The organism is Streptosporangium sp. CA-135522, from assembly GCF_050949235.1.
Classification (GTDB): Bacteria; Actinomycetota; Actinomycetes; order Streptosporangiales; family Streptosporangiaceae; genus Streptosporangium.
The window spans coordinates 6,163,826-6,185,370 of sequence record NZ_CP192026.1 but is presented as its reverse complement, the minus strand read 5'-3'; the positions used below and the strand labels follow the sequence as shown (position 1 = coordinate 6,185,370).

Annotated in this window: 22 protein-coding genes; 10 read left to right on the top strand and 12 right to left on the bottom strand. The window is 68.0% G+C overall.

Going from position 1 to position 21,545, the window contains the following annotated elements; translation table 11 throughout:
• Positions 1-43 precede the first annotated feature (43 nt).
• The 5 genes from ACQPYK_RS29610 to ACQPYK_RS29590 all read left to right on the top strand — a co-directional run bounded on the left by ACQPYK_RS29610 (position 44) and on the right by ACQPYK_RS29590 (position 8,501).
• Positions 44-673, top strand: coding sequence for a hypothetical protein (locus ACQPYK_RS29610; protein WP_433237797.1), 630 nt, complete (start codon positions 44-46; stop codon positions 671-673).
• 424 nt (positions 674-1,097) lie between these two features.
• Positions 1,098-2,681 (top strand): IS1182 family transposase, encoded by a 1,584-nt coding sequence (locus ACQPYK_RS29605; RefSeq protein WP_433237794.1) that lies wholly within the window; start codon positions 1,098-1,100, stop codon positions 2,679-2,681.
• Positions 2,682-2,788: 107 nt separating this feature from the next.
• Entirely contained in the window at positions 2,789-3,664 is an 876-nt protein-coding gene (locus ACQPYK_RS29600) for an IS5 family transposase (protein ID WP_433237791.1), read from the top strand.
• Between the two features lie 370 nt (positions 3,665-4,034).
• The gene (locus tag ACQPYK_RS29595) at positions 4,035-4,157 is read left to right on the top strand and encodes a hypothetical protein (RefSeq protein ID WP_433237788.1); all 123 of its coding nucleotides are present in this window, start codon (positions 4,035-4,037) and stop codon (positions 4,155-4,157) included.
• A gap of 168 nt (positions 4,158-4,325) precedes the next feature.
• Complete coding sequence (locus ACQPYK_RS29590; protein WP_433237785.1) at positions 4,326-8,501, top strand: WGR domain-containing protein; 4,176 nt, start codon at positions 4,326-4,328, stop codon at positions 8,499-8,501.
• A 66-nt stretch (positions 8,502-8,567) separates the two neighbouring features.
• Here the strand turns inward: ACQPYK_RS29590 and ACQPYK_RS29585 are convergent, their stop codons facing one another.
• The 10 genes from ACQPYK_RS29585 to ACQPYK_RS29540 all read right to left on the bottom strand — a co-directional run bounded on the left by ACQPYK_RS29585 (position 8,568) and on the right by ACQPYK_RS29540 (position 14,902).
• Positions 8,568-9,308: a hypothetical protein gene (locus tag ACQPYK_RS29585; protein ID WP_433237783.1), complete on the bottom strand. Its 741-nt coding sequence runs from the start codon at positions 9,306-9,308 to the stop codon at positions 8,568-8,570.
• A 56-nt stretch (positions 9,309-9,364) separates the two neighbouring features.
• Positions 9,365-9,652 carry a hypothetical protein gene (locus tag ACQPYK_RS29580; RefSeq protein ID WP_433237780.1) on the bottom strand — a complete coding sequence of 96 codons (288 nt, stop codon included), beginning with the start codon at positions 9,650-9,652 and terminating at the stop codon, positions 9,365-9,367.
• Between the two features lie 90 nt (positions 9,653-9,742).
• Complete coding sequence (locus tag ACQPYK_RS29575) at positions 9,743-9,928, bottom strand: hypothetical protein (RefSeq protein ID WP_433237777.1); 186 nt, start codon at positions 9,926-9,928, stop codon at positions 9,743-9,745.
• Positions 9,929-10,023: 95 nt separating this feature from the next.
• Positions 10,024-10,524: a hypothetical protein gene (locus tag ACQPYK_RS29570; protein WP_433237774.1), complete on the bottom strand. Its 501-nt coding sequence runs from the start codon at positions 10,522-10,524 to the stop codon at positions 10,024-10,026.
• A 760-nt stretch (positions 10,525-11,284) separates the two neighbouring features.
• On the bottom strand, positions 11,285-11,773 hold the full coding sequence (locus ACQPYK_RS29565) for a hypothetical protein (RefSeq protein WP_433237771.1): 489 nt from the start codon (positions 11,771-11,773) through the stop codon (positions 11,285-11,287).
• Positions 11,774-12,131: 358 nt separating this feature from the next.
• A complete protein-coding gene (locus ACQPYK_RS29560) occupies positions 12,132-12,599 on the bottom strand; it encodes a peroxiredoxin family protein (protein ID WP_433237768.1) in 468 nt (155 codons plus the stop codon).
• Between the two features lie 48 nt (positions 12,600-12,647).
• Entirely contained in the window at positions 12,648-12,941 is a 294-nt protein-coding gene (locus ACQPYK_RS29555) for an RNA polymerase sigma factor (RefSeq protein WP_433237765.1), read from the bottom strand.
• A 140-nt stretch (positions 12,942-13,081) separates the two neighbouring features.
• Entirely contained in the window at positions 13,082-13,411 is a 330-nt protein-coding gene (locus ACQPYK_RS29550; protein WP_433237762.1) for a hypothetical protein, read from the bottom strand.
• Positions 13,408-13,572 carry a hypothetical protein gene (locus tag ACQPYK_RS29545; protein ID WP_433237394.1) on the bottom strand — a complete coding sequence of 55 codons (165 nt, stop codon included), beginning with the start codon at positions 13,570-13,572 and terminating at the stop codon, positions 13,408-13,410. The genes ACQPYK_RS29550 and ACQPYK_RS29545 overlap by 4 nt, the downstream gene beginning before the upstream one ends.
• A gap of 52 nt (positions 13,573-13,624) precedes the next feature.
• Positions 13,625-14,902: an MFS transporter gene (locus ACQPYK_RS29540; protein ID WP_433258932.1), complete on the bottom strand. Its 1,278-nt coding sequence runs from the start codon at positions 14,900-14,902 to the stop codon at positions 13,625-13,627.
• A 66-nt stretch (positions 14,903-14,968) separates the two neighbouring features.
• On the opposite strand from ACQPYK_RS29540, the gene ACQPYK_RS29535 reads away from it, so the two are divergent.
• Positions 14,969-15,958 carry an ArsR family transcriptional regulator gene (locus ACQPYK_RS29535; RefSeq protein ID WP_433237397.1) on the top strand — a complete coding sequence of 330 codons (990 nt, stop codon included), beginning with the start codon at positions 14,969-14,971 and terminating at the stop codon, positions 15,956-15,958.
• Here the strand turns inward: ACQPYK_RS29535 and ACQPYK_RS29530 are convergent.
• Positions 15,955-16,224 carry a hypothetical protein gene (locus ACQPYK_RS29530; RefSeq protein ID WP_433237759.1) on the bottom strand — a complete coding sequence of 90 codons (270 nt, stop codon included), beginning with the start codon at positions 16,222-16,224 and terminating at the stop codon, positions 15,955-15,957. The two genes, ACQPYK_RS29535 and ACQPYK_RS29530, sit on opposite strands and share 4 nt — an antisense overlap.
• A 637-nt stretch (positions 16,225-16,861) precedes the next feature.
• Here ACQPYK_RS29530 and ACQPYK_RS29525 point away from each other — a divergent pair.
• From ACQPYK_RS29525 to ACQPYK_RS29510, 4 genes are all read left to right on the top strand, one after another.
• Positions 16,862-17,305, top strand: a complete 444-nt coding sequence (locus ACQPYK_RS29525; protein WP_433237756.1) for an SRPBCC domain-containing protein — start codon at positions 16,862-16,864, stop codon at positions 17,303-17,305.
• Positions 17,302-17,658, top strand: coding sequence for an ArsR/SmtB family transcription factor (locus ACQPYK_RS29520; protein WP_433237753.1), 357 nt, complete (start codon positions 17,302-17,304; stop codon positions 17,656-17,658). Before ACQPYK_RS29525 ends, ACQPYK_RS29520 begins: the two co-directional genes overlap by 4 nt.
• A gap of 333 nt (positions 17,659-17,991) precedes the next feature.
• On the top strand, positions 17,992-19,389 hold the full coding sequence (locus ACQPYK_RS29515; RefSeq protein ID WP_433237750.1) for an MFS transporter: 1,398 nt from the start codon (positions 17,992-17,994) through the stop codon (positions 19,387-19,389).
• 284 nt (positions 19,390-19,673) lie between these two features.
• Positions 19,674-20,465 carry an SDR family NAD(P)-dependent oxidoreductase gene (locus ACQPYK_RS29510; RefSeq protein ID WP_433237747.1) on the top strand — a complete coding sequence of 264 codons (792 nt, stop codon included), beginning with the start codon at positions 19,674-19,676 and terminating at the stop codon, positions 20,463-20,465.
• An 845-nt stretch (positions 20,466-21,310) separates the two neighbouring features.
• Here ACQPYK_RS29510 and ACQPYK_RS29505 read toward each other — a convergent pair.
• Positions 21,311-21,463, bottom strand: coding sequence for a hypothetical protein (locus ACQPYK_RS29505; RefSeq protein ID WP_433237744.1), 153 nt, complete (start codon positions 21,461-21,463; stop codon positions 21,311-21,313).
• Positions 21,464-21,545 lie beyond the last annotated feature (82 nt).

Here is a 21,545-nt window from a genome sequence, read left to right as displayed (position 1 = left end):
GAAAAACTTGCAGAAAAAATTCTGTAAAGCTAGGGTCGGGTCCATGATCTGGAAACGAATCGCCGGGTGGTCACTCATCCTGGCGCCGGCCGGGCAGCTGGGCGGCTGGACCTTCATGAGATTCGGCGGCAACGAAGGAGTCGAGCCATGGTCGACGATCGCGCATTCGGTGTGGCTCATCGGTTTCGTGCTGCTGGCCATCGCCTGCGTCGAATTGTTTCGCCGGGTCCGAAGCCGCGGTGCCGGGCAGATCCTCGCCAGGGTGAGTCTGGCGGTGGCGCTGATCAGCGTCACCGCCTCGATCGCCGAGATGGTCGTCGACCTGTATGTCGGATTCGCCACCGACAATCATGCGCAGTGGGAGGTCCTGGACCAGCAGATCCGAAGCATCCCGGCAGCCGAGGCGATCCTGTATGGATTCGGCACCCAGCTTGTCTACCTGGGGTTCCTGGTCCTGATCATTCAGTTGGCCGTCCTGAAGCGAATCAGCAGGACGACCCTGACGCTCATCCTGGCCACCCTGGTCCTGTTCATCAGCTACGAAGTGCTGGACGGACCCGGCCGTCAGGTCCTCATGCCGTTCGCGGTCCTGTGTATGTGGCTGGCCCTGGCGCCCTTGGGATGGCGACTACTGAAGCAGGCGACCCCGGCCGCCGACGCGATCACGCCGTAGCGGTTCGCGGCCTGCGGCGCTCTCCGCAGCCCTACCCGAGATAGGCCCGGAGGCTGCTGAGGCATGTCTGATAATTCGGTGTGGCGGAGCCAGAGCATGAGTGAAGCGATGGCGGCACCGGCGGGGTACCGGCTGGCGAGCTTGTCATACCGGGTGGCAACGGCTCGCCACTGCTCGAGCTTGGCGAAGCACCGCTCGATCAGGTTGCGATCCTCGTAGGGGTCCCGGCAGTAACAGCGCAAGAAACAACGGATATGCAGGTCAGCGCCTTCTTAAGGACCTTCGAGCACAGCTTGGAAGGTGAAGCGTTGACCTGCATATCCGTTGAAAATTTCACCGTTACTGCCGGGACCCCTCCTAGAAGATCACTGAAGATGTTGGGGGCTGACCTCGCCTCGAATGATGGCGGGGTCAGACTGGTGTTATGCAAGGTGAGTGGGCTGGAGAGCCGGTCGGCCCGGATGTGTGGGCCACCTGCCGGCAGCTGATCCCCGAAGGCAGCGTGTTCGCGTTTCTGGCCGAGCACCGCGAGGTGTTGTTGCCGGCCGAGATGTTCGCCGACATGTATCCCTCACCCAACGGGCGGCCGAGTATGCCGCCGCAGGTACTGGCCGCTGCGGTGCTGCTGCAGACGCTGTATGGCGTCTCGGACTTCGATGCCGTCCAGCAGTTGCGCTGTGACCTGCGCTGGAAGGCCGCCTGCGGGCTGGGGCTGCATGACAGCGCCTTCGATCCGTCGCTGCTGACCTACTTCCGGCGTCGGCTGGCCCGCTCGGCCGATCCCCAGCGGATCTTCACCGTGATCGGTGCGGTCATCGCCGCGACCGGCGTGCTGACCAGCCGGCAGCGGCGCGCACTGGACTCGGCGGTGCTGGAGGATGCGGTGGCCACCCAAGACACCGTCACCCAGCTGATCGCCGCGATCCGCCGGGTGATCCGCCAGGTGCCCGGCGCCGCGCCGATCGCCGCTGCGCAGTGCACCGCCTGCGACTACGCCGAGGCGGGCAAGCCGCGCATCGCCTGGAACGACGAGCAGGCCCGGGCGGCGCTGGTGGACGATCTGGTGGGTGATGCGATCCGGCTGCTGGCCAGCCTCCCCGAGCAGACGCTCGACCACAAGGCCACCGACGCGGTCGGCCTGCTGGCCCTGGTCGCCTACCAGGATGTGGAGCCCGCCGAGGGCTCCGACGGCCGCGACGGGCGCTGGCGCATCGCCCGGCGCACCGCACCCGACCGGATGATCTCCACCATCGATCCCGAAGCCCGGCACATCCATAAGACCCGCGCTCATCGTCAAGACGGTTTCAAAGCCCATCTGGTGGTGGAGCCCGAGACCGGCCTGTTCACCGCCGTTGCGCTGCGGCCCGGATCCGGGCCGGCCCATCACGAGGCCACCGTCGCCGCCGACCTGCTGGCCGATGAGCGGGCACCGGTGCAGGTCTTCGCCGATGCCGCCTACGACGGTGGTGATGCCCGGCGTCGCCTGCAGGCGGCTGGGCACCGGCTGGTGATCAAGCCTGCCCCGCTGCGGCCGGCCATCCCCGGCGGATTCACCCTGGACGACTTCGCCATCGATACCGTCGCCGACACGGTGAGCTGTCCTGCGGGACACACCGTCGTGCTGTCACCCGCGGCCGGGCGGCATCATCAGCGCAAGGCGTTGTTCGGTGACAGGTGCGCCTGCTGTCCGTTGCGTGAGCGGTGCACCACGGCCAAGGCCGGGCGCATCGTGACCATCCGCCCGGATCACGGCCTGATGGCCGATGCCCGCCGCCGGGCCGCCACCGATGCGACCTGGCGAGCCGACTACCGCCGCTGGAGAGCACCCGTCGAGCGCGGCGTCGCCTGGATCGTGGCGCGCGGCAACCGCCGCCTGCGCTACATCGGTGCCATCAAGAACGATGCCTGGCTCCACACCCGCGCCGCCGCCCTCAACCTTCGCCGGTTGATCAGTCTTGGACTGACCCGTATGAACGGCGCCTGGGTGATCGCCTCTGCCGGCGCATAGCGAGCAGGGGCATCGCAGTGCGAAACACCCCTCCACCAGCAAGATTTTCAGCGGCCTTCTAGGGCCTGTTTCAGAAGTGGATCATAGTCATGTAATGATCATTTCTCGTGGCTCGGGGAGGTCTGACTGACGCTCAGTGGGCGGTGCTGGAACCGTTGCCGCCGAAGGGCATCAGACCTGGCCGACCGGCGGTGCACATCAAGCGCCGACTGATCAACGGCATACGGTTTCGGACCCGTACCGGCATACCGTGGTGGGACCTCCCCGGACGGTACGGGCCGTGGGAGACGGTGTACGGGCTGTTTCGCCGCCGGCAGCGCGATGGCACCTGGCATCGCATCTTCGAGCAGTTCCAGGCCCAGGCCGATGCGAAGGGCCTGATCACCTGGGACATCTCGGTGGGCTCCACCATCGCCCGCGCGCACCAGCACGCGGCCGGAGCCCGCAAAAGGGGGATCTGCAGGTCGAGCCGCCCGGGCGGCGTCTTCACCGAGCCCGATGACCACGGGCTCGGACGCTCACGGGGCGGGCTGACCACCAAGCTGCACCTGGCGGTCGAGCAGGCCCAAAAGCCGATGTCGTTCGTGGTCAGGGCCGGCCGGTGCGGGGACTCTCCGCGGTTTCAGGTTGTCCTGGACTACATCCGGGTACCTTGGCGCGGCCCGGGACGGCCGCGTACCCGGCCGGACAAGGTCCGTGCCGACAGGGCCTACGGCTCCCGCGCCAACCGTGCCTACCTGCGTCGGCGTGGGATCCGCTGCACGATCCCGGAGAAACATGGCCGGATCGCCAACCGCAAGAACCGCGGCTTCCGCGGCGGCCGGCCACCGAGGTTCGACACAGGCGACTACAAACAGCGCCATGCGGTCGAGTGCGGGATCAACCGCCTCAAGCGTCATCGCGCCGTGGCCACGAGATACGACAAGCTCGCCGTCCGCCCACTGCGATGGCGGCCAGGCCGATCCACTGAACCGTACCGGTGATGGCGTTGAGCACGCCAGGCGCACCAGGCACGTCGCTGGCGCTGGCAAGGATGCGGCCGGTTCCCCAGACCAGCACCTCACCGATGATTATGAAAAGGATGCGCCACGGACTGTCGGCGGGATGCGACATGTCTTGTCCTCTTACGGCGTCTGGTACGGATCGGTGGGTCGTGTCGAAGAGCGCGTACGGTGCCCTGTCTGGCGCGCGGGCCGGCTTCTCTGCCTTGTCGACCAGGCGTGTCACCGGTGGACCAGGCATGTCACCACCGGCCGGTGAAGCACTTCACCGGCCGGGCCGGCGGGCCCGTGCCGTACCGGATCGGTGAACGAGATCACGGGAATGTCCGGCGCAGGCTCTAGCATCCGCGGCATGAGCAATACCGCGACCTCACCGCCCGGGCATCGCATCATCAATGCCGCGGAGGCGGAGGAGCGGTTCGGCCTCGCGGTGCTCACTGCCCCGCCGGTCCCGAGCCCGCCTGACAGGTCGTAGCCGCCCGTCGCCGATCGCGTCCCGGTCGTCGCGGCAGAGCCGGCGCCCAGCGCGACAGGCCCTGCCATCTCCACGGGCACGGCACACCTGACCACACGTGACACAGCCGTCGGCCGATCCGCCGATGGCTGATGTTCCAGATGTCGACACATGAGTGAGGAATCGTCGATGGACGAGCATGACCCGATCAGCTGGTTCTACGGGCTGCCGATCACACCGGAGACGGCCGCGGCGTCGGTGGAGCACCTGACCGACCCGTTTGCCGACGATCTCGTCGAAGCGCACCTCGGGAGCAACTATTCGTACTTCGGGGCGATCGACAAGACGCTCGCGGGTTTCTTCGTCCTTGACGACGAGGGCGACAACTACACGCTGCTGGACGTCCGCGGGGACGGGCGAGTGTGGTGGCAGGACCACGAGACCCGCGAGTTCTACGTCCACTTCGCCTCGCTGGACGACTGGCGCGCCTTCAAGGAGGAAGTGGACAAGGGCGGCGACGAGAACGAGCTTCGCGATGCCTTCCGGACCGGGGAACGGCTGGAGGCCCGGCGCGGCGAGGCGCCCGGTACACCGGCGCTGGCCACGAGATACCAGTGGCTGGTCTGGCTGCTCGCGCAACCGCTGCGCGACCACCGAGGCCAGGCGACCCAGGACGATGACGAGCTGACACGGAGCGCCGTCGGGCATTTCCGCGCCGCCTGGCCGACAGATGAGGCCGCGGAGAAGAGCCTGATGGCGGAGCTGCCGCTGCTGGCCGGGGACCCGCATCTGGCGATCTACTGGCTGCTGCACACGTCGCTGCTGGCGATGGAGCCGCAGCGGGCACAGGTGCTCGCCGCGATCGAGCAGGCGCCGTGCCGTACGCCACTGGTCGACGCGTTCGCGGCGGCCTTCGGGTCGCTGCCGCTGGACGGGGACGTGACGATCGTGCCGGGGTTCAGGACGCGCCGCTCGCTCACGCTCCTGTACATCGGCGACGATGCGCCCGAGGCGGAAAGGGCGCGCACCGTGCTGGTCTCCATGGAGGTCGAGCCCCGGGCGAGGTCGCTGACGAAGTTCGTGCTCGTCCGCAACGGCCTGGAGCAGGGCACGTTGACGGACGCCGAGGTCGCCGCGGCGGCGACACGGATGGATGCGGCACCCGGCTCCGCGGCGCTGCGCGCCCTGCTCGACCGGCGCGCCGGGATGGAGGCCAGCCGCCATGCCGACGAGTTCGCGCGGACGGCGACCACCACCGGCGAGACCTGGCCGTGGGTGCTGGAGGTGTTGTGGCAGGTCCATTCGCTGGTTCGCGACCTGGACGCGCTGGAGACGGTGATCGGTTTCCTGCTGGACAGGGATCCGTACCAGCGGCACGTCCTCACCATGCTCCGGCACGCCCAGGGACTGGCCGGGCGCGAGTTCCTGATGCCCGCCGACGAACTGGAGCGGGCGCTGACGCTGGGGGAGGCGTCCACACCGATCCTGGTGGGTTTGGCGGCGACGCCGGACGACCACTCGGCGATCATCGCGAGGATCACCGACCCGGCGTTGGCGCGGGTGGTCGCGCGCCGCGTCCTGCACCGTGCGGACGTGGACGAATACGCGGCCGAGGTGAGCTCGTGGGCGATCCGCGCCGTCCTCGCGGGTGACGACCCCGACCGGGGGGAACTCGCCGCCCGGGGTTTCGAGGCTCTGCCGTTCCAGTCCCACCAGCAGGTGCTCGCCGACGTCGCCGGCGAGATCACCTCCCCCGGCCACCCTCTCGTCCGCGTCATGCTGCGGGTGCTGGAGCACGCCGCCGAGCCCGACGACGCCGACTTCATGGCGACCTACACGGTCAAGCAGATGAAGAAGGAGGTCCTCACGGCGCTCGCACCGTCCGCGCACGAGCCGGAGATCTTCGACGAGCTGATGCGCCTGGCAGAGCTGCCCGCCGGCCATACGACCATCGATTCGCTGTGGAGCCAGCTGTTCAACCCGTTCAGCAAGGAGACCTACGCCCTGCCCCGGCTCTCGGACGAGCAGGCGGTGCGGGTGGCCAGGGCGATGATCGCCACCCAGCTCACGCATCCGGTCATCCTCGCCCGCAACACCGCCGGGCATCAGCTTTACCGCTTCGCCCACGCGGGCGCCGAGGACTTCCTGATCGAGGCGCTCAACGAGTACGGCAGGCGCTTCGCCGATTCCACGGAAAAGGGCGGGAAGGTCTTCGACCGCGGCGAGACCGAGGACGACCTCCTCAAGAATCTGGTGGCGAACCTCTACTCCGCGGTCGGCAACATGGGGACGCCCCGGTCGCGGACCGCGCTGATCGAGCGGCTCTTCACCGAGCGGCGCGAGTTCTGGCGGATGGGCAACGCGATCGGCGGCGTCTTCTCCGCCGAGGTCCACCGCGAGGCGCTCGCCATGGTGCGCGAGCGGCGGGACGGGACGGGCGCGGGCTGCTATGCGTACGCCCTGGCCGACTTCGTGAAGCAGGGACCGCCGAAGGTGGAACTGCTCCAGGAGCTGGTCGGCTGGCCGGTGCCGGTGGAGGAGCTCTCCCGCCGCTTCTTCAAGTACGCCCTCGTCGTCGGGATCGAGGCGGCCCTGACCGCGAAGGCATACGACCTGATCCGCGCCGCACACGCCCTCGCCTCCTCCATCGCGGAACCGCCCTTGGAGCCCGACGAGCACGCGCGCGCCATCCGGTGGGACAACCCGCTGGAGACGGAGGAGCTGGCCAGGCAGCTGGAGGTGGTCCTGTCCGGAGCCGCTGACGACAAGCGCCGCCGCCTCGTCGAGGAAAGCGCGGCCGCCCGCGTCCAGGGCACGCCACGACTGCGGATCTCCGACGAGAAGCTCGGCATCCTGGCCGGTACGGCTGTCCGGCGACGGCTGCTGCATGACAGGACGACCGGGGAGGTCTGGTTCCTCGACATCGACGGCGCGGTGCACGCCTTCGACGGGTACGAGATCACCGGCCTTCCCTTCGAACCCCGGGCGACCGGTTATAGCCGCATGCGAGCGTTCCTCGATGGTGTGACCGAAATATCTGAGCGTGCGCTGTTCTGGGACCGCCGGGCAGACGAATTCGTTGAGGTCATCCGCTATGGCGACCGGATGACCTACGTGTGGGGCCGGAGCAACTGCTCGCTCAACGGTCTCGGCCTCTCCTTCCCCGGCGTCGACGCGGCAGCCGACGCGTTCGCGCGCGTGAAGAGCAGCCTCGCCGCGGCCGGCATGACCGAGACGAGCCCCTGGTACGTGCCGGGCAAGGGCGCGGTCCTGCGCACCTTCCACACGCCGGACCCCGACGGCCCGAACAACTCAAGCGACTATCGTTGCGTGTTCGACCGGAGGATCGGCAACGGCGGTCCTCGTTTCGCCACCGAGGCGGAGGCGGTCGCCGCACACGAACGGTGGGAGCTGGAGGCGCAACGGGACCGCGACGCGGGCCTGACCTGCCTGGAGTGGCAGGACAACCAACGCCGGCCCGAGGACATGACCGTGGGGGAATGGATCAGGGACCGGATCCGGGACGACCCCAGCGACGTGGCCTGGCACGTCCGGGCGCTCACCGAGATCGTCGGTTACCTGAGGGCCCACGGCTACGGTGACCTGATCGGCGCGATCAAGGTCGAGGTGGGCTCGGGCGTCTCCGACGACGAGATCGCCGCCTACGAAACCGGGCGCCGGCACCCGATCCCCGAGGCGCTGCGCGCCTTCTGGCGCGAGATCGGCCACGCCCACTGGTCCGTCGGCGGGGCGGGAATGCGGATCCTGTCGCCGTCGCAGGTGCTGTCTCGCCGGCCGGTCGCGCGGCAGCTGGGAGAGGAATACCTGCAGAGGCTGGCTCCTGCCGCGGGCGACGCCGCCCGGCCGGTGATGAGCGCGCTGGACGTGCTGGTCGAGACGCTCGACGGCTCCGCGATCTCCATCGTGCTGGCCGACCGGGAGTCCGAGGAGGGCCGAGTCTTCGCCCATCCCGGCTCCGATCCACGCGACTTCCGCTGGGAGAGATCCCTGTCGTGGATGCTGGCGATGAGCTTCCTCAGCCTCTTCTCCGACGCGATCGAGAAGGCCGCCCCCGTGGTGGCGCGGCTCTACCACGGCCAGCAGTTGAACCTCGACGTGCGGCGCCGCTACTTCGAGCTGCGGGAGCAGGGTGAGATCCCCAGGTTCTGGGAGCTCCTGTACGACGAGACGTTCGGCTCGGTCTCCACCCGCTCCGGAAAGGTCGGCGCGGCCGGTGCCGTACGTAACAGACGGTATGACGACCCGGCCCGCGCGGCCCGCGAGGCGGCCAAGCTGATCGCCGCCAAGGAGAAGGACGGCTACCGCGAAGCCGTACCCGGCCAAGCCCGGGCCGACGTCCCCTGACCGGCCCCGCGAGGACCCGGCTCCGCCGAGGGCCGGGCCTCCACCCTGCCGGAAACTTCTTGATCATCAGATCAGGGCGAACTGGGAGGAGTAGCGATGAAGCCGACCGTTCCCGCCGAAGGCCCGCAGCCGTCGGACCGGGCCGACGCCCGGACGGCCCGCCCGCAAGGAGTGCCCGCCGACGCGCGATACATCGAGAAAGAGGACGAGGAAGGATGGGGTGTCGGCGCCCGCGACGAGTGCGGGCAGGGTGATGTCCATGTGGCCGGCGGTGGTGGCGGCGCCTGCGGCGGCAAAGTCGAGTCTCGGCAGAACAAGGTCGGATGCGCCGACGGTCTTCGCTGTCCCTGTGCTTGCGGTGCCGAGGGTGGGAAGGGTTGCAGCGTGAAGGCCGGTGGTTTTCGCTGTGCCGGTGGCTGCGGCGTTCAGGCCGGGTAGGTCAGCAGCGCTTGTGCCTGTGGTCTTCGCGGTACCGAAGGCGGCGGAAGCGAGCTCAGGGAGGACTGCAGTGCTCTGCCCTGATGTGGTGGCTGTGCCGGAGACTGCGGAGTCCAGGGGCGGTAGGGAGACGCTGGATGTTCCGGTGTTGGGGGTGGTGTCGTTGAGGGTGGAGGCGGATAGACCTGCGGTGCCGTCCCAGGATGCGCCGAGGCTGGACCCATCGAAGTAGTCGCCGGCGCTGCCGGACTCCTCGATGAGGACCATCGTGGCATCGAGGTTGTTCACCGAGTAGTTAACGCCGTCGAGGAGGTCGACGACGGCGTCGCACGCGGCGTTGCGGGCGGTTGTGGACAGGCGGGTGGCCACGCGGCCTCCTCTGGAGTTAGAGGCCGCGTGGCCTCAGTGAGTCAGGTGGTGGGTGGCTATCGTGCGCCGCCGACGATCTGCCCCTGGACGGGAGGCAGTGTGGATGCGGTGTAGGTGATGGGGTGGGTGACGTATCCGCCGTTGCCGTCGTCGATCTTGTCGCCGTTGCCGTCGAGGTCGTAGACGTTCAGGACGGCGCGCACCGGGCTCCCGTCCCACACTTCGAGGTAGTGGCCGGACTCCTCGGGGATGCCTTCGGCGGCGGCCCACTCCTTGAAGCGGCGGTAAGGCGGGGACGTCCAGTGCGCGGGGTAGTGGCAGATCTCGACTGTCAGGTACGGCACAGGGGCAGATACATGGTCTCCAGGGTTGAGGTGGATCCGGGCGGGCGGCCTATCCGTGGACCGCTCAGCAGCCCGCCCGAGCATGAGGGGTCAGACGTCGCTGACGGGTGTTTTCAGGACGGGGATGTGGCTGTAGTCCTCGCCGTCGACCTGGGCGACCTGGTCGCGGGTCACCCAGCGCTCTACCGCGTAGCGGCGGTGGCCGTCGTCCTCAGCCCAGAAGATCAGCGCGAGCCATTGGACCTCACCTTTGCGCCACGCTCTCAGCCACACCATGCGGGAACCGTGCATCACCAGAGGTGGGCGAGGCGGAACAGGTGCGGCGGACACGAGGAGAGGCTACGAGGCGACGCCGACAGATCAGCGCAGGGTCATGAGGCGAGCAGGTCGAAGTGGAAGCCGAGAACGACTCCCAGTAGCGACAGGATGCGTACGGTCGTGGCAAAGCTGGGTTTGGCGATGATCCAAGCCATGACTTTCGGCCCCCAGATCAGCACTGCGACTATCCCGAATGTCATGAGGATCAAGAAGGGGAAAGAGAACCAACCCAGGCTGAACTTGGTGTCCAACGGTATGTGACGGATCCTCAACAGCACGAAGGCGAGAGCCGCGACTATGGCCCACAGGGAGTAAAACAGCACGTAGGCCGTCTTCGTTTCATCGTGGTATTTGATCTTCAGGAGTTCGGTCCCGTAAGCACGGATCCGCTCAGGACCCAAAATGTCTACCAGCGCCGATAAGGCGCTCACGAACGCGACGATCTTCCCGAGGCGTCCAACCCAGACCATAGGCATCCCATACAGGGTGTGCCCGATCGTGGAGGAGCCGTCCAACCAGAGTCCCCAAGCATCGAGGAGCCCGAGATCTGCCATGGCGGGAGCGTAAATTGATCTGCCCGAGCTGGCCAGACCTCAGGGGCGATGCGAGTGCCGGCCCTGGTCTCCCCGCAGACCCCCATCCGCGAGACCAGTAGCCGGCACCGGGCGCGAGGCCGGGGGCCAACTCGCGCAGCGCACCACCGCCAGGGGAGCGCGATTGGGAAATCTAAGCCTGTCCAGGCTGCTGGGCAAAGCTGGGTGCGGATGGCGTCGCGCTCCTCCGGCGTCGCGGGGACCGGCTCGCCGAGGTGGAGTTGCCGGGCGATGGTGGCGAGGTCACGCCAGTCGTACCAGGCGGTTGTGCCCAGCTTGAGGAGCTTGCGGGCGTGGTGGCGGATGCCCGGACGCGAACGGTCGCCTCCGGCTTACGGAGACGGGCCGCGGCGTCGGCGATGGTGATGCGCTCGGGTCTGTCCATGTGGATCACCCCTGAACATGCGAAAAGCCCTCGGACGCTCAAGGCGTTCGAGGGCTGGCAATTCCACGATCAATGCCGTTTACAACAGGTCAACGGGCGAAACGCCAATTTCGGCGTGCCAACATCAGCGGTTGTGGCCAGCGAGGGCGTAGAGCTGGTCAGCGAACGCGACCGCTTGGTCCGGAGACATGTGCGGTTCAGCGCCGACGTAGAACACCACGACGTCGCCATTAAGGGTGGCGAGCTGTCGCCACCCGCTTCGACGAACTCGCCGGCCGCTACCTCGCGGGCGCCACCCTCGCATCCGTCATGCTCTGGCTCCGCCACATCGAATTGTCAAACAGGCCTTAGGGCGAGGAGGACGTCGAGATGGGCGGCGAGGACCGTGAACGCCTGCGTCAGTACGGCTCCGTCTCGGCGGCGTCTGGAAGTGCCAGTGTCAAGCTCGGACAGGCGGGCTACGGTGCGGACCCGCTCCTCCCAAGAGACGAGCGTGGACAGGATCAGCCGGATGAGCTCATCTACGGCGAGGGATAGCGGGACGGGCGCGCTCTTGGAGATGGACACGACGGGACCACCAACGACTGCGCGGGCGGCGCCGAGCTCCATGTGGACGCGGACGAACAGCGTCGGCAGATCGTCGAGCGCTCGGGCTATGGCTCCGCGGTCAGCGTCGCAGAACGCCCGCGGGGTGAGAGCAGGTAGCCGGGTCGTCTTGCCGCCTGCGGTCTCGATGCGAGGGTCTGAGCATCGGCCAGCACAGGCACACTCGTTGAGGCTGTCGTCGTGGTCGGCAGGAGCGGAGTGGATCCAGTAGCGCGGCATGAGGTCTCCCCGAGCTCGTACGCTTACGGGCAGACCCACGCGAGGGTCTGATGTGGCGATAGTGAGGCGGCCCCATGGGCAGTGGGGCCGCCTTTCGCCTGTTCAGCGATCAGGCAGCAGGGATCATTCCAGGTGTCGGGTTTCCGCAGGTCGCATCACAGCGACCTGCTATGGGTGTAGCTCCTCTGCAGGGGCTGTGTGAGCTGGGCATTTGTGTTCTGGGCTGTTTGATCGGGCTGTCGCCTCCTGCAGTGGCGCTACCACCTCACCCAGGAACACCGCCGCACTCACCACGCCCAGGACGAATACGACCTCATCTGATCAACTCTGCTCGCCAGAAAGATCGCCCTAAAGTTGATCATCCACGTGTGTGGAGGGCCTGGACGGCGGCGGCGATTTCCTTCCTGGGGTAGCCATTGGTGGGCATGGTGGCGCCGTGGGCGTAGCGGATGATGCCCTGGGAATCAATGAGGATGCTGCCTGACTGCTGCAGCGAGCCGAAGACCTTTCTGCTCAGGCCGATCATCTCGTGCGGGGTGCTGTGGCGGCCGGTGAGGACGGGGAACGGGATCTGGCGTCTGGCCTTCCACTCGGCCGCTGCTTGGCGGTCCTCGGGAACCGCGACAAGCACCCGGACGGTGTCGGCAGCGAGCTCATCTCGGCGCCGGATGAGGTCTTGGACGTGTAGGTTGCAGACCGGGCACGACGTCGACCGCATGAAATAGACGAGCACGGCATGATTGCCCTGGTAGTCGGACAGGCGGACGGCCTGGCCGTCGGTGTCTTCCAGCACTACGTCGGGCGCGGGCGATCCAGTTTCAAGCATGGCAAAGCTCCCCTTCAACTCGGGTTGTGGAAATACGGTCTGCTCAGGTCAGGCGCTGGTGGTTCCGGGCTCGTGCGGGCCGCCCGTAGCCTCGGTCCTTCCGTCCAGGCTGAGCCGGACCGTGCTACGGGCCCGGTGTAGCTGAGACTTCATCGCGGCGTTGCTCAGGCCGAGTCTCTCTGCGACTACCCGCCCTGGGTAGCCCAGTACATCCCGCATGATCAATACTCTGCGCTGAACGTCCGGCAGCTCCCTGATCGCCTGCACGACGAGCTCGGCTTCCAGACGCCGGATGACCTCCTCCTCGGCCGACGTCACCAGACCGGCGCCGCGGTCAGCCACGTCCGCACCCTTGCCACCAGAACGAGGTGGTAAACAGTGCCTGCCACACAGCCGGCATCACGACGTCACTCATCCGAATCTCCTCCCAGCGTGACCGTCACCCCATAAGAGACCTCCACACCGCAAAAGGATTCACTGTCTCAGGACCAACCTCGCCGGGCGCACCCCGAGCAGTACGCCGACAAGCTCAGCCCCTCCCTGGAGAGGAGCTGCATCCACCTGCGATATCCCGAGGTCGGCATAGCACCAGGACGGCCGCAGGGGCGGCGCTGGTGGAGGGTCGTCGGCTGTTGCCGTGGGCCACCATCCATTTTTCGAGCGCCGTGGTGCACGGTGTACGGGTCGGTGATGGGCAGGATCACTCGCAGGTCGTCCGCCTCCGCATCGGTGGGGATGCCGAGGATGCGGCGGGCCTCATCCTCGATGTAGACCACGCGCGGGCAGCCTGCGTCGTCGGACTTGGCGCTCATACCATGGTCGGCCGTGAGCACCACGAGACACCGGTTCGGCCGGCCGCGCGGCGGAGCTGCACGTTGATGTAGAACCAGCCGAAGGCGTCGCTGGTGTAACTCAAGCCGCGATCGGCGTGGAAAACGGCGTCCGGCTCGACCAGGCCGGTGCCGATCGCCATGCGCAGGGCGGCTTGTCCTTCGAGGTGTCCCGGTCCTGAGGTGGCCCGAGCTTCAGCGTGCGGGGAGCGTCAGTGCGGTGGGCAGCTCGCGCAGGGTTCGCAGCGGCGAGAAGAGCATGGGGAGCGCCGCGAACAGCTCTCCCACAACGCCGGCCCAGATGGCCTCGCGGGCGCCCAGCCCCTGCCCCAGCACGCTGCCGAGCAGGGCACCCACCGGCATGGCCCCCCACACCACGAACCTGACCGACGCCGTCATTCGGCCCAGCAGTGGCTTCGGGCACACCCCCTGCCGGAATGCCACTGAGTTGATCTTGAAGGTCATGAAGACGACCCAGCCCAGTCCCTGCAGTGCCACGGCCACCGCGAAGCGCCAGTCGGCCTGGTACATCGGCACCGCCAGCAGCCACAGCGCCCCACTCACCACCACCGACAGGCACATCGCCGGCCCTTGCCCCAACCGGCTGGCCATCCGCGCCGTCAGCAGGCTGCCCACCAAAGCGCCCACCGCCTCCGCCGCGAACACCAGACCGCACAGAAAGGGCGACAGCCCGAGCTCCCTGTTGAGCAGCACGAGCAGCATCGAGGCGCCGACCGTGCCGCAGAGGTTCGAGATCGCCGCGGTGAGCGTGATCGCGCGCAGCGTCCGATGGCCGAACACGAACCGCAGTCCTTCGGCGATCTCCTGCACCAGTCGCGACTCGCCGGCAATCTTGCGCGTGTCGTCCCCCTGCCCGGCGCTGCCGACGCGGGTCAGCAAAAGCGCGGCGGCCAGGAACCCGGCGGCGTCCACCACGATCGCCGCCGGCGCGGTCAGCGCGCCCACCAGCGCCCCGCCCACCCCTGGGCCGCCCACCTGCGCGATGCTGCGGGTCGCCTCCAGCTTGACGTTGGCCTCCACCAGCTGCCCGTCGTCGACCAGGTGTGGAAGGTAGCTCTGGTACGCCACGTCGAAGAAGGCCGTGCACACCGACACCCCGAACGCGACGCCGTACAGCTGGGGCAGCGTCAGAACGCCCAGCCAGTGCGCCATGGGGATCGACCCCATCAGCACGGCCCGCCCCAACACGCCCGCGATCATCACCCGCCGGCTGCTGCCGCGATCGACCCACGCCCCCGCGGGCAGGCCGATGACCAGGAACGCCAGATATTCGAACATGACCAGCAGCCCGGTCTCGAACGGCGTCGCGTCGAGAAGGCCGATCGCCACGAGCGGCAGCGCGATGAGCGTCACGGCCGCCCCGGCCTGGCTCACCGAGTCGGCCGCCCAAAATCTCCGGAAATCCGCATGGAAGAACAGGCTGGTGCGAGAGGGGATCATGACGTCCAGCATCCTCACGCCGCCATGGTCTCCGCGAGTGTTTTAGGCTGGGCGAAAAGTTGCGGGGGAGGGGTATACATGGGCGCGGTGCGGTTCGGGATGCATGACCTCGTCAACGTCAGGTTCGCCATCTCGCCCCTGTGGGAAAGTCTGGCCGCATTCCGGGCGGTCGCCGACCCGGGCGCGCACGCCGTCCACCTGCCCTGGATCAGGACCGCGCGCCTCCTGGAGCGCGACCTCGCCGCGCCCCTGCGAGGGTTGCCCGGCGGCGTCCCGGCGTTCCTGACGCCACCGCCGCCCTGTCCGCTGGCCGAGATCGAGGAAGAGCTCGCCCTCGTCCGGGCGACCCCGGCCGAGCGGGTCCGCGCCGACCTCGACGCGGTGGGCGCGCACCGCCTGGCCGAGGAGCCGGTACGGGCCGCCGACGAGCTGGCCGACGCCGTGCTGGCGTGGTGGCGGGCGGCGGTCCAGCCGCACTGGCCGCGTGTCCGCGCGCTCCTGGAGGCCGACATCGCCCACCGGACCAGGCAGCTCGCCGAGGACGGCATCCGGATTATGTTCGCGGGCCTGCATCCGTCGCTGCGCTGGTCGGGCGACCGCCTGGCCTCCCCCGACCTGCCCGCGACCGGCGTCGACCCGGGCGGTATCGGCCTCACCCTGACCCCGACCGCCTTCGCGACCCGCTGCCACCTCCTGCCCGGCCACCGTCCACCCGGCCACCTCCCGCCAGGCCGGTCGCCGTCCGATCGGCCGTTCCCCGGCCGTCAGGCGGTCGCGCCCGCCCTGGTGTATCCGGCGCGAGCCGTCGGCACGCTGTGGGAACGGCGGCAGGGCGGCACGGACGGGCTCGCCCGGCTGCTCGGCCGCAGCCGGGCCCAGATCCTGGCCTTCACCAGCTCGCCCAGCACCACGACCCAGCTCGCCGCGCGCACCGGGCTCAGCCTGGGCGCGGTCTCCCAGCACTTGGCCGTCCTGCGCGACACCGGCCTGGTGACCGGCCACCGGTATCGCCACGAGGTCAACTACACGGTCAGTGACCTGGGCCTTGAGCTGATCGCCCGAGGCTAGCGCCGCTGGAGCGACCTGGGCGGGCACTGTGCCGGGCGAGGTGGTCGGCGCGGATTCGGGCGTTTGCACGCTGACCTCGATGAGGCGGCCAGTTGGTCCAGCTGGGTCAGTTCCGCGGAGATCACCTGCCGGTCCCACCCGGCGCCCAGGGTTTCCTCCGCCAGGGCGGCGAGCCGGCGGGGGCCGGCGGTCACGGTGAACCCACAGGGCGCCGGTGAGCCCTGGGCGAGCCAGTCCCGGAGATAGGAGACGATCAGGCGCGTCACGGTGGTGTCGGCGTCCTCCTTTCGAACGTGTCCCCAACCGCCAACTAGCGACGCGGTCCCGTTCTCGGAAGTGCCGGGCTGGGGTTTCGCCTCTCAGTCGTGCGTGTTCTCGGAAGTCGTGGCCGTCTCCGCTTCCGAAAACACGATCCTCTCGGAAGTCCCATGACCTGCGCAGATCGGCTCACCTTGGGGCTGGGGACACGTTCGGGAGGAGGACGCCACACCGATGCCCGTGCCCGGGGCGCTCTGTTCCTCGGTCTCGTCCGTGCGCACGGTAGGGCTGCCTGAACCGACGTCACCCTGGCCAGCCTCTACCGGCAAGCGCATGGTCTGAGCAGCGCCCTCCTCCAGCACCACCACACCACCGCCCTGGGGCGGGCAGCCGGCCACTCAACTCGGCCAGCAGGAGGTCGACCAGGCCGCCCAGGAGCGCCATCAGCGATTCCTTGTTGGATACGTGCGGATAGAGGGATATGGCACTCATGCCGGTCTTTGCACTTCCTCGACGCCTGCCGGCAATAGCCACCAGCCCTTTGATCACGCGGGAATGGCGACAACGACCCGCAACTCATAGGTTGCACCTAGGATGTCGACGTGCAATCATAGGGTTGCGTCTGAAACAGTAAGAGGAGGCCTGATGAGTGAAGACCGGATCGAACGCGATACCTTGATCGAGGCGTCTCTGGAGCGGGTATGGGCGCTGGTGGCCGTGCCCGGGTTCTGGGTGGCCGATGAGGCGAGCGTGGCGGGCACCGTGGCCAGGGAAGGCGTGTCACTGCTCGCGAAGAATCCCAATCTGGGTGAGGTCTCGGTGCGTGTGGAGAAGGTCGAGCCGCCGACATACGTGGCCTACCGCTGGGCCAGCGCGTTCCCCGGGGAGGAGTTGCGTGCGGACAACAGCACTCTGGTGGAATTCACGCTGAGCACGGAGGGCGACAAGACACGTCTGCGCGTCGTCGAGAGCGGGTTCGCTGCACTGAGCCTGTCCGAGGACCAGCGCGACCAGACGGTACGGTTCAACTCCGATGGCTGGCCCCAGGTGTTCGACGTGGTCAAGGACCGCGCCGAACAGGCCGGGTGATCGCAGAGGAAGGTCGCGGCCCCGCCGAGGGGGTCGACAGTGTCCTGGCCGCGCTGGCCGACTCGACGCGACGTCAGCTGCTTGATGTACTCGCCGCACAGGGCGAGGCAACCGCGACCACGCTCGCCGAACGGCTGCCCATCTCGCGCCAGGCAGTGGTCAAACACCTCGCCGTCCTGGGCGCCGCTGGACTGGTTTCCGGCGCCCGAGTGGGGCGGGAGGTGCGGTACGCGGTGAGGCCCGCGGCCCTGGATGCGGCGGCGCGGTGGATGGCCACGCTCGCCGCCGACTGGGATCGGCGCTTGGCGACGATCAAGCGCCTCGCCGAGGCAGCCGAGCGGGAAGAGAGCTAGCTCACCAAGGAGTACGTGTACGACTCCTGCCTGGCCACCCGGCCCATCGTGGCGAGTGGACTCCAAGGGCAGGTCTGGAAAAGGGCGCTCATGGCACACCCCCTACCGCGGGGTGTCCTGAGCGTGCCATGAAGACAAGCGTAGCGGGGACACGGCGTGACGCCGGGCACACCCCGCCTGCCGCGCCGCGCGCCACGGCCGACCGCAACCCGACGGTCGATGCGGGACAGATCCACAACAACGCCTAGGGGACGCGCGTCTCCGATCGGCCCGCCCGGCCGATGACGTGCTGACTGTCACCCCTACCGGGTTCTTGAGAAAGGGAACCGTCTCTTGACTACTGCCCCGCCTTCGCCACCCCGCTTCACCGGACGGCAGCGGCTGATCCTGCTGACCTTGCTCGGTGCCGGGTTCATGCTGTCCGCCGACTTTTCCATCCTGAACGTCGCGCTGCCGGAGGTGGGCAAGGGTGTCGGGCTGGAGCTGACAGCGCTGCCCTGGATCGCCTCCGCCTACGCCCTGCCCGCGGCGGGCTTCACGCTCCTGTTCGGCCGGTTGGCCGACCTGTTCGGCCGCCGCCTGCTCTTTCTCGCGGGCATGGTCCTGCTGGCCATGGCCTCGCTGCTTGGTGGCTTCGCCACCACCCCCGAGATGCTCCTGGCCGCCCGCGCCCTTCAGGGCCTGTCCACCGCCCTGTCCGTCCCGGCCTCGCTGTCCCTGCTCACCACCACGTTCCAGGAGGGCGCGATGCGTGATCGGATCCTGGGCCTGAACGGCGCGCTGCTGTCCGGTGGCTTCACCATAGGCGCGCTCCTCGGCGGCTCTCTGGTGAGCCTGCTGAGCTGGCGTACGGCGTTCTTCATCAACGTGCCCGTGGCTGTGATCATCCTCGTCCTCACGCCGTTTCTGATCGGCGAGAGCAAGGTGCCCGACCGGGTCAAGCTGGACGTGCCCGGCGCGATCACCGTGACCGGCGGACTGCTGGCCGTCGTCTACGCCGTCATCGAGCAGAGCATCCCAGCCGGTGTCATCGGTATCGTGCTGCTGGCCGCGTTCTGGCTGATCGAACTGCGCGCGGCCGCGCCGCTCGCCCCTCTCCGTATCCTCAAGCGGCCGACCGTCAAATGGGGAAACTACGCCGGCCTCGTGGTGTTCACCATGGAGACAGCGATGATCTTCCTGATGACGCTGTACCTCCAGAACGTCCTCAAATTCGACCCGCTCGTCACGGGCCTGATCTTCGGTGTTCCGGGATTGGCGGCGGTGCTGGCGGGTCCGACCGCCGGCCGCATCATCGGCCGCCATGGCTACCGCAAGGTGCTGCCCGTCGGCCTGGCCGTCCAGGGACTCGCCACGGTCCCGCTCATCTTCGTCGGCTCCGACCGCATGGGGCTGGCTCTGCTGATCCCCGCGCTGTTCATCGGCTTCTTCGGGCATGTGACGTCCATCGTGGCGTACACGGTCACGGGCACGTCCGGCCTGCCGAATGAGGAGCAGGGCCTGGCCACCGGTCTCACGACGATGACCCAGAACGTCGCCATCACGATCGGCATCCCGATCCTGAGCGCGATCGCCGCCACTCAAGCTGAGGAACTGACCGGGATCCATCTGGCGCTGATCGTGAACGTGATCATCACGTTCGTCAGTGTCGTCCTCATCTGGATCGGTCTGCGGCCGCGCGCGGAGCAGAGCGCCGGCGCGCCTGCCGTGCTGGCGGCGAACGAAGTCTAAGACCTGTTTCCTGGCGGAAACCCGACCGCGTTCCCAGCACCGGCGGACCGGTTCCGGTCCGGGAACGCGTACTCGGCGATCAGGACGCGTCGTCGGGGCCACACGCTGGTATCGCCGTGGCGGCACTCGATGTATTCGCCCATCCTTTCCGAGCCCGTGCCGCCGACATGGCGGGCGATGGCCCGGGAGGCGTCGTGATGAGTACGGCTGCCGCCGGCTCGGCACGACGCTCGCAGCCCACCTGCACCGCAGCGCCCGCTGCGGCAGCGAAAGGAGAACCTTCCATGGATCTGCAACTGACCGGAAAGACGGCCGTCGTCACCGGCGGCAGCAAAGGGATAGGCCTGGCCGTTGTTCGCACTCTGCTCGCCGAGGGGATGCGCGTGGTCACCGGCTCACGCACCATAACGGCGGAGCTGAAGGAGACCGAGGCGGTGCCCGTGACCGTCGACCTCACCACAGCCGGAGGGCCGGCCCGGCTCATCGAGAGCGCCGTCGCGGAGCTCGGCGGCATCGACCTGCTGGTCAACAACGTGGGGGTGGGCGATACTGACGACTTCGCCAAGGGGGTCCGGTTTAACCTGCTCGAGCTGCCGGACGACGCGTGGGAGCACACGTTCAACCTCCACTTCTACAGCGCGCTGCGGGCCAGCCGCGCCGCGCTTCCCTCCTTGATCGAGCGCAGGGGCACGATCATCAACGTCTCCTCGGTCGGAGCACGTGCCGCCGCCGCCGGTCCCGCCAACTACAACGTCTCCAAGGCCGCGCTCAACGCTCTCACCAAGGTGATCTCCGAGCAGTTCGGCGGGCAAGGCGTACGCGCCGTCACCGTGTCGTCTGGGCCGGTGAGCACCGGGGTGTGGACCGACCCGGACGGCTTCGTCGGCCGCATGGCGAGGGAGCAGGGCCTTCCTCACGAAGTGTTCATGGAGCAGCTGATCAGCGCGAGCGGCGTCACCACCGGCCGCCTCGCCGCACCGGAGGAGGTAGCGCAGCTCATCGCCTTCCTGGCATCGCCCGTCAACATCACCGGCAGCGAGCATCTCATCGATGGGGGCATGATCAAGCATGTGTGACCTTGCGCGTGCGGGCCGGGCCACTGACGGGCCAGGTCTGCGAACGCAGGGTCATCGGGGACCTGACGGTTTGCGCAGCACATCGCGGCACCCCGCGGTCCAGCCGCTCTCCTCGCGTAAGGTATGGGCCACGCTTCGGCAGGGTGATCACTGGCCTGTGGCGGTGCCGGTTTGCCGCGATGCTGAAGAGTCTCCGTTCAGCGGGTGTGGTCACAGCTGACGCTGGCGATCGCCTGAGTCCCCCAGCCATCGGCGGCGACGCACCGGTGATCCCTACGAGCAGGACGAGTCGGCGGTGAGGCCCACGGCGGGAGGATAACTCGCGCTAAACGGTCCGGGCGACGTTTCAATGTCGCCCGAGCGGCGGGCTGAATGGGCGCCGAGCTGCTCGCAGCGGCCTCGCATCGCGCCGTCAACCCCGTCCCGGAGCCGGCGGTAGACAGCGAGGAAGTCGAGAATCTCGTCGGCGGTCTTGATCCAGGCGAACGGCTTGGACCGTCGCTCCCTTGGTCCATCCAGGCGTGGATGCCGCTCTCCGTCGCCTGGATGCTCCGCCCGCGACGCCAAGGCCAGGGCTCCCTCGTGACGCAGCGGCGAAAGAGGTTCAGCGGGATACTCCAGCCAAGCCGGGTTGATCTAGAAGGCCGGCGATCTCGGCATCGAACGCGGAGGGCCGGTCCCGGTGGACATGGTGGCCGCAGTCGATGGTCACCAGCCGACAGGGGGTCCCGGTAGCAATGAAGAAATTTCCAACGGATATGCAGGTCGGAGCCCCTATGAGGGCCCTCGATGCGGCCTGGAAGATAGGCCGTTGACCTGCATATCCGTTGTTTCCTGCGCCGTTACTACCGGGACCCCTTGTCCCACGCGGCCTGCCACTCGACGGCGAGTTCGGCGTCGCTCTGGGAGGTGTCGGCACGCGCGGGACCGGAGAAGGCGGCGAGAAGGAACGCCGCGGCGAACAGCTGGGCCGCGAGAAGACGAAGGAGTTTTTTCACGTATACCTCAACAAGAGACAGTAGACGCGAATGATCTTCTATCGCATCCGAAGGTGATTGAGAACACTTCGCACCCAAGACA

Excerpts from the sequence above, each read along its gene's own strand:
- ACQPYK_RS29610 (WP_433237797.1), top strand. The coding sequence starts at position 44 with ATGATCTGGAAACGAATCGCCGGGTGGTCACTCATCCTGGCGCCGGCC.
- ACQPYK_RS29605 (WP_433237794.1), top strand. The coding sequence starts at position 1,098 with ATGCAAGGTGAGTGGGCTGGAGAGCCGGTCGGCCCGGATGTGTGGGCC.
- ACQPYK_RS29595 (WP_433237788.1), top strand. The coding sequence starts at position 4,035 with ATGAGCAATACCGCGACCTCACCGCCCGGGCATCGCATCATCAATGCC.
- ACQPYK_RS29590 (WP_433237785.1), top strand. The coding sequence starts at position 4,326 with ATGGACGAGCATGACCCGATCAGCTGGTTCTACGGGCTGCCGATCACA.
- ACQPYK_RS29575 (WP_433237777.1), bottom strand. The coding sequence starts at position 9,928 with ATGGTGTGGCTGAGAGCGTGGCGCAAAGGTGAGGTCCAATGGCTCGCG.
- ACQPYK_RS29570 (WP_433237774.1), bottom strand. The coding sequence starts at position 10,524 with ATGGCAGATCTCGGGCTCCTCGATGCTTGGGGACTCTGGTTGGACGGC.
- ACQPYK_RS29565 (WP_433237771.1), bottom strand. The coding sequence starts at position 11,773 with ATGCCGCGCTACTGGATCCACTCCGCTCCTGCCGACCACGACGACAGC.
- ACQPYK_RS29560 (WP_433237768.1), bottom strand. The coding sequence starts at position 12,599 with ATGCTTGAAACTGGATCGCCCGCGCCCGACGTAGTGCTGGAAGACACC.
- ACQPYK_RS29550 (WP_433237762.1), bottom strand. The coding sequence starts at position 13,411 with ATGAGCGCCAAGTCCGACGACGCAGGCTGCCCGCGCGTGGTCTACATC.
- ACQPYK_RS29545 (WP_433237394.1), bottom strand. The coding sequence starts at position 13,572 with ATGGCGATCGGCACCGGCCTGGTCGAGCCGGACGCCGTTTTCCACGCC.
- ACQPYK_RS29540 (WP_433258932.1), bottom strand. The coding sequence starts at position 14,902 with ATGCTGGACGTCATGATCCCCTCTCGCACCAGCCTGTTCTTCCATGCG.
- ACQPYK_RS29535 (WP_433237397.1), top strand. The coding sequence starts at position 14,969 with ATGGGCGCGGTGCGGTTCGGGATGCATGACCTCGTCAACGTCAGGTTC.
- ACQPYK_RS29525 (WP_433237756.1), top strand. The coding sequence starts at position 16,862 with ATGAGTGAAGACCGGATCGAACGCGATACCTTGATCGAGGCGTCTCTG.
- ACQPYK_RS29510 (WP_433237747.1), top strand. The coding sequence starts at position 19,674 with ATGGATCTGCAACTGACCGGAAAGACGGCCGTCGTCACCGGCGGCAGC.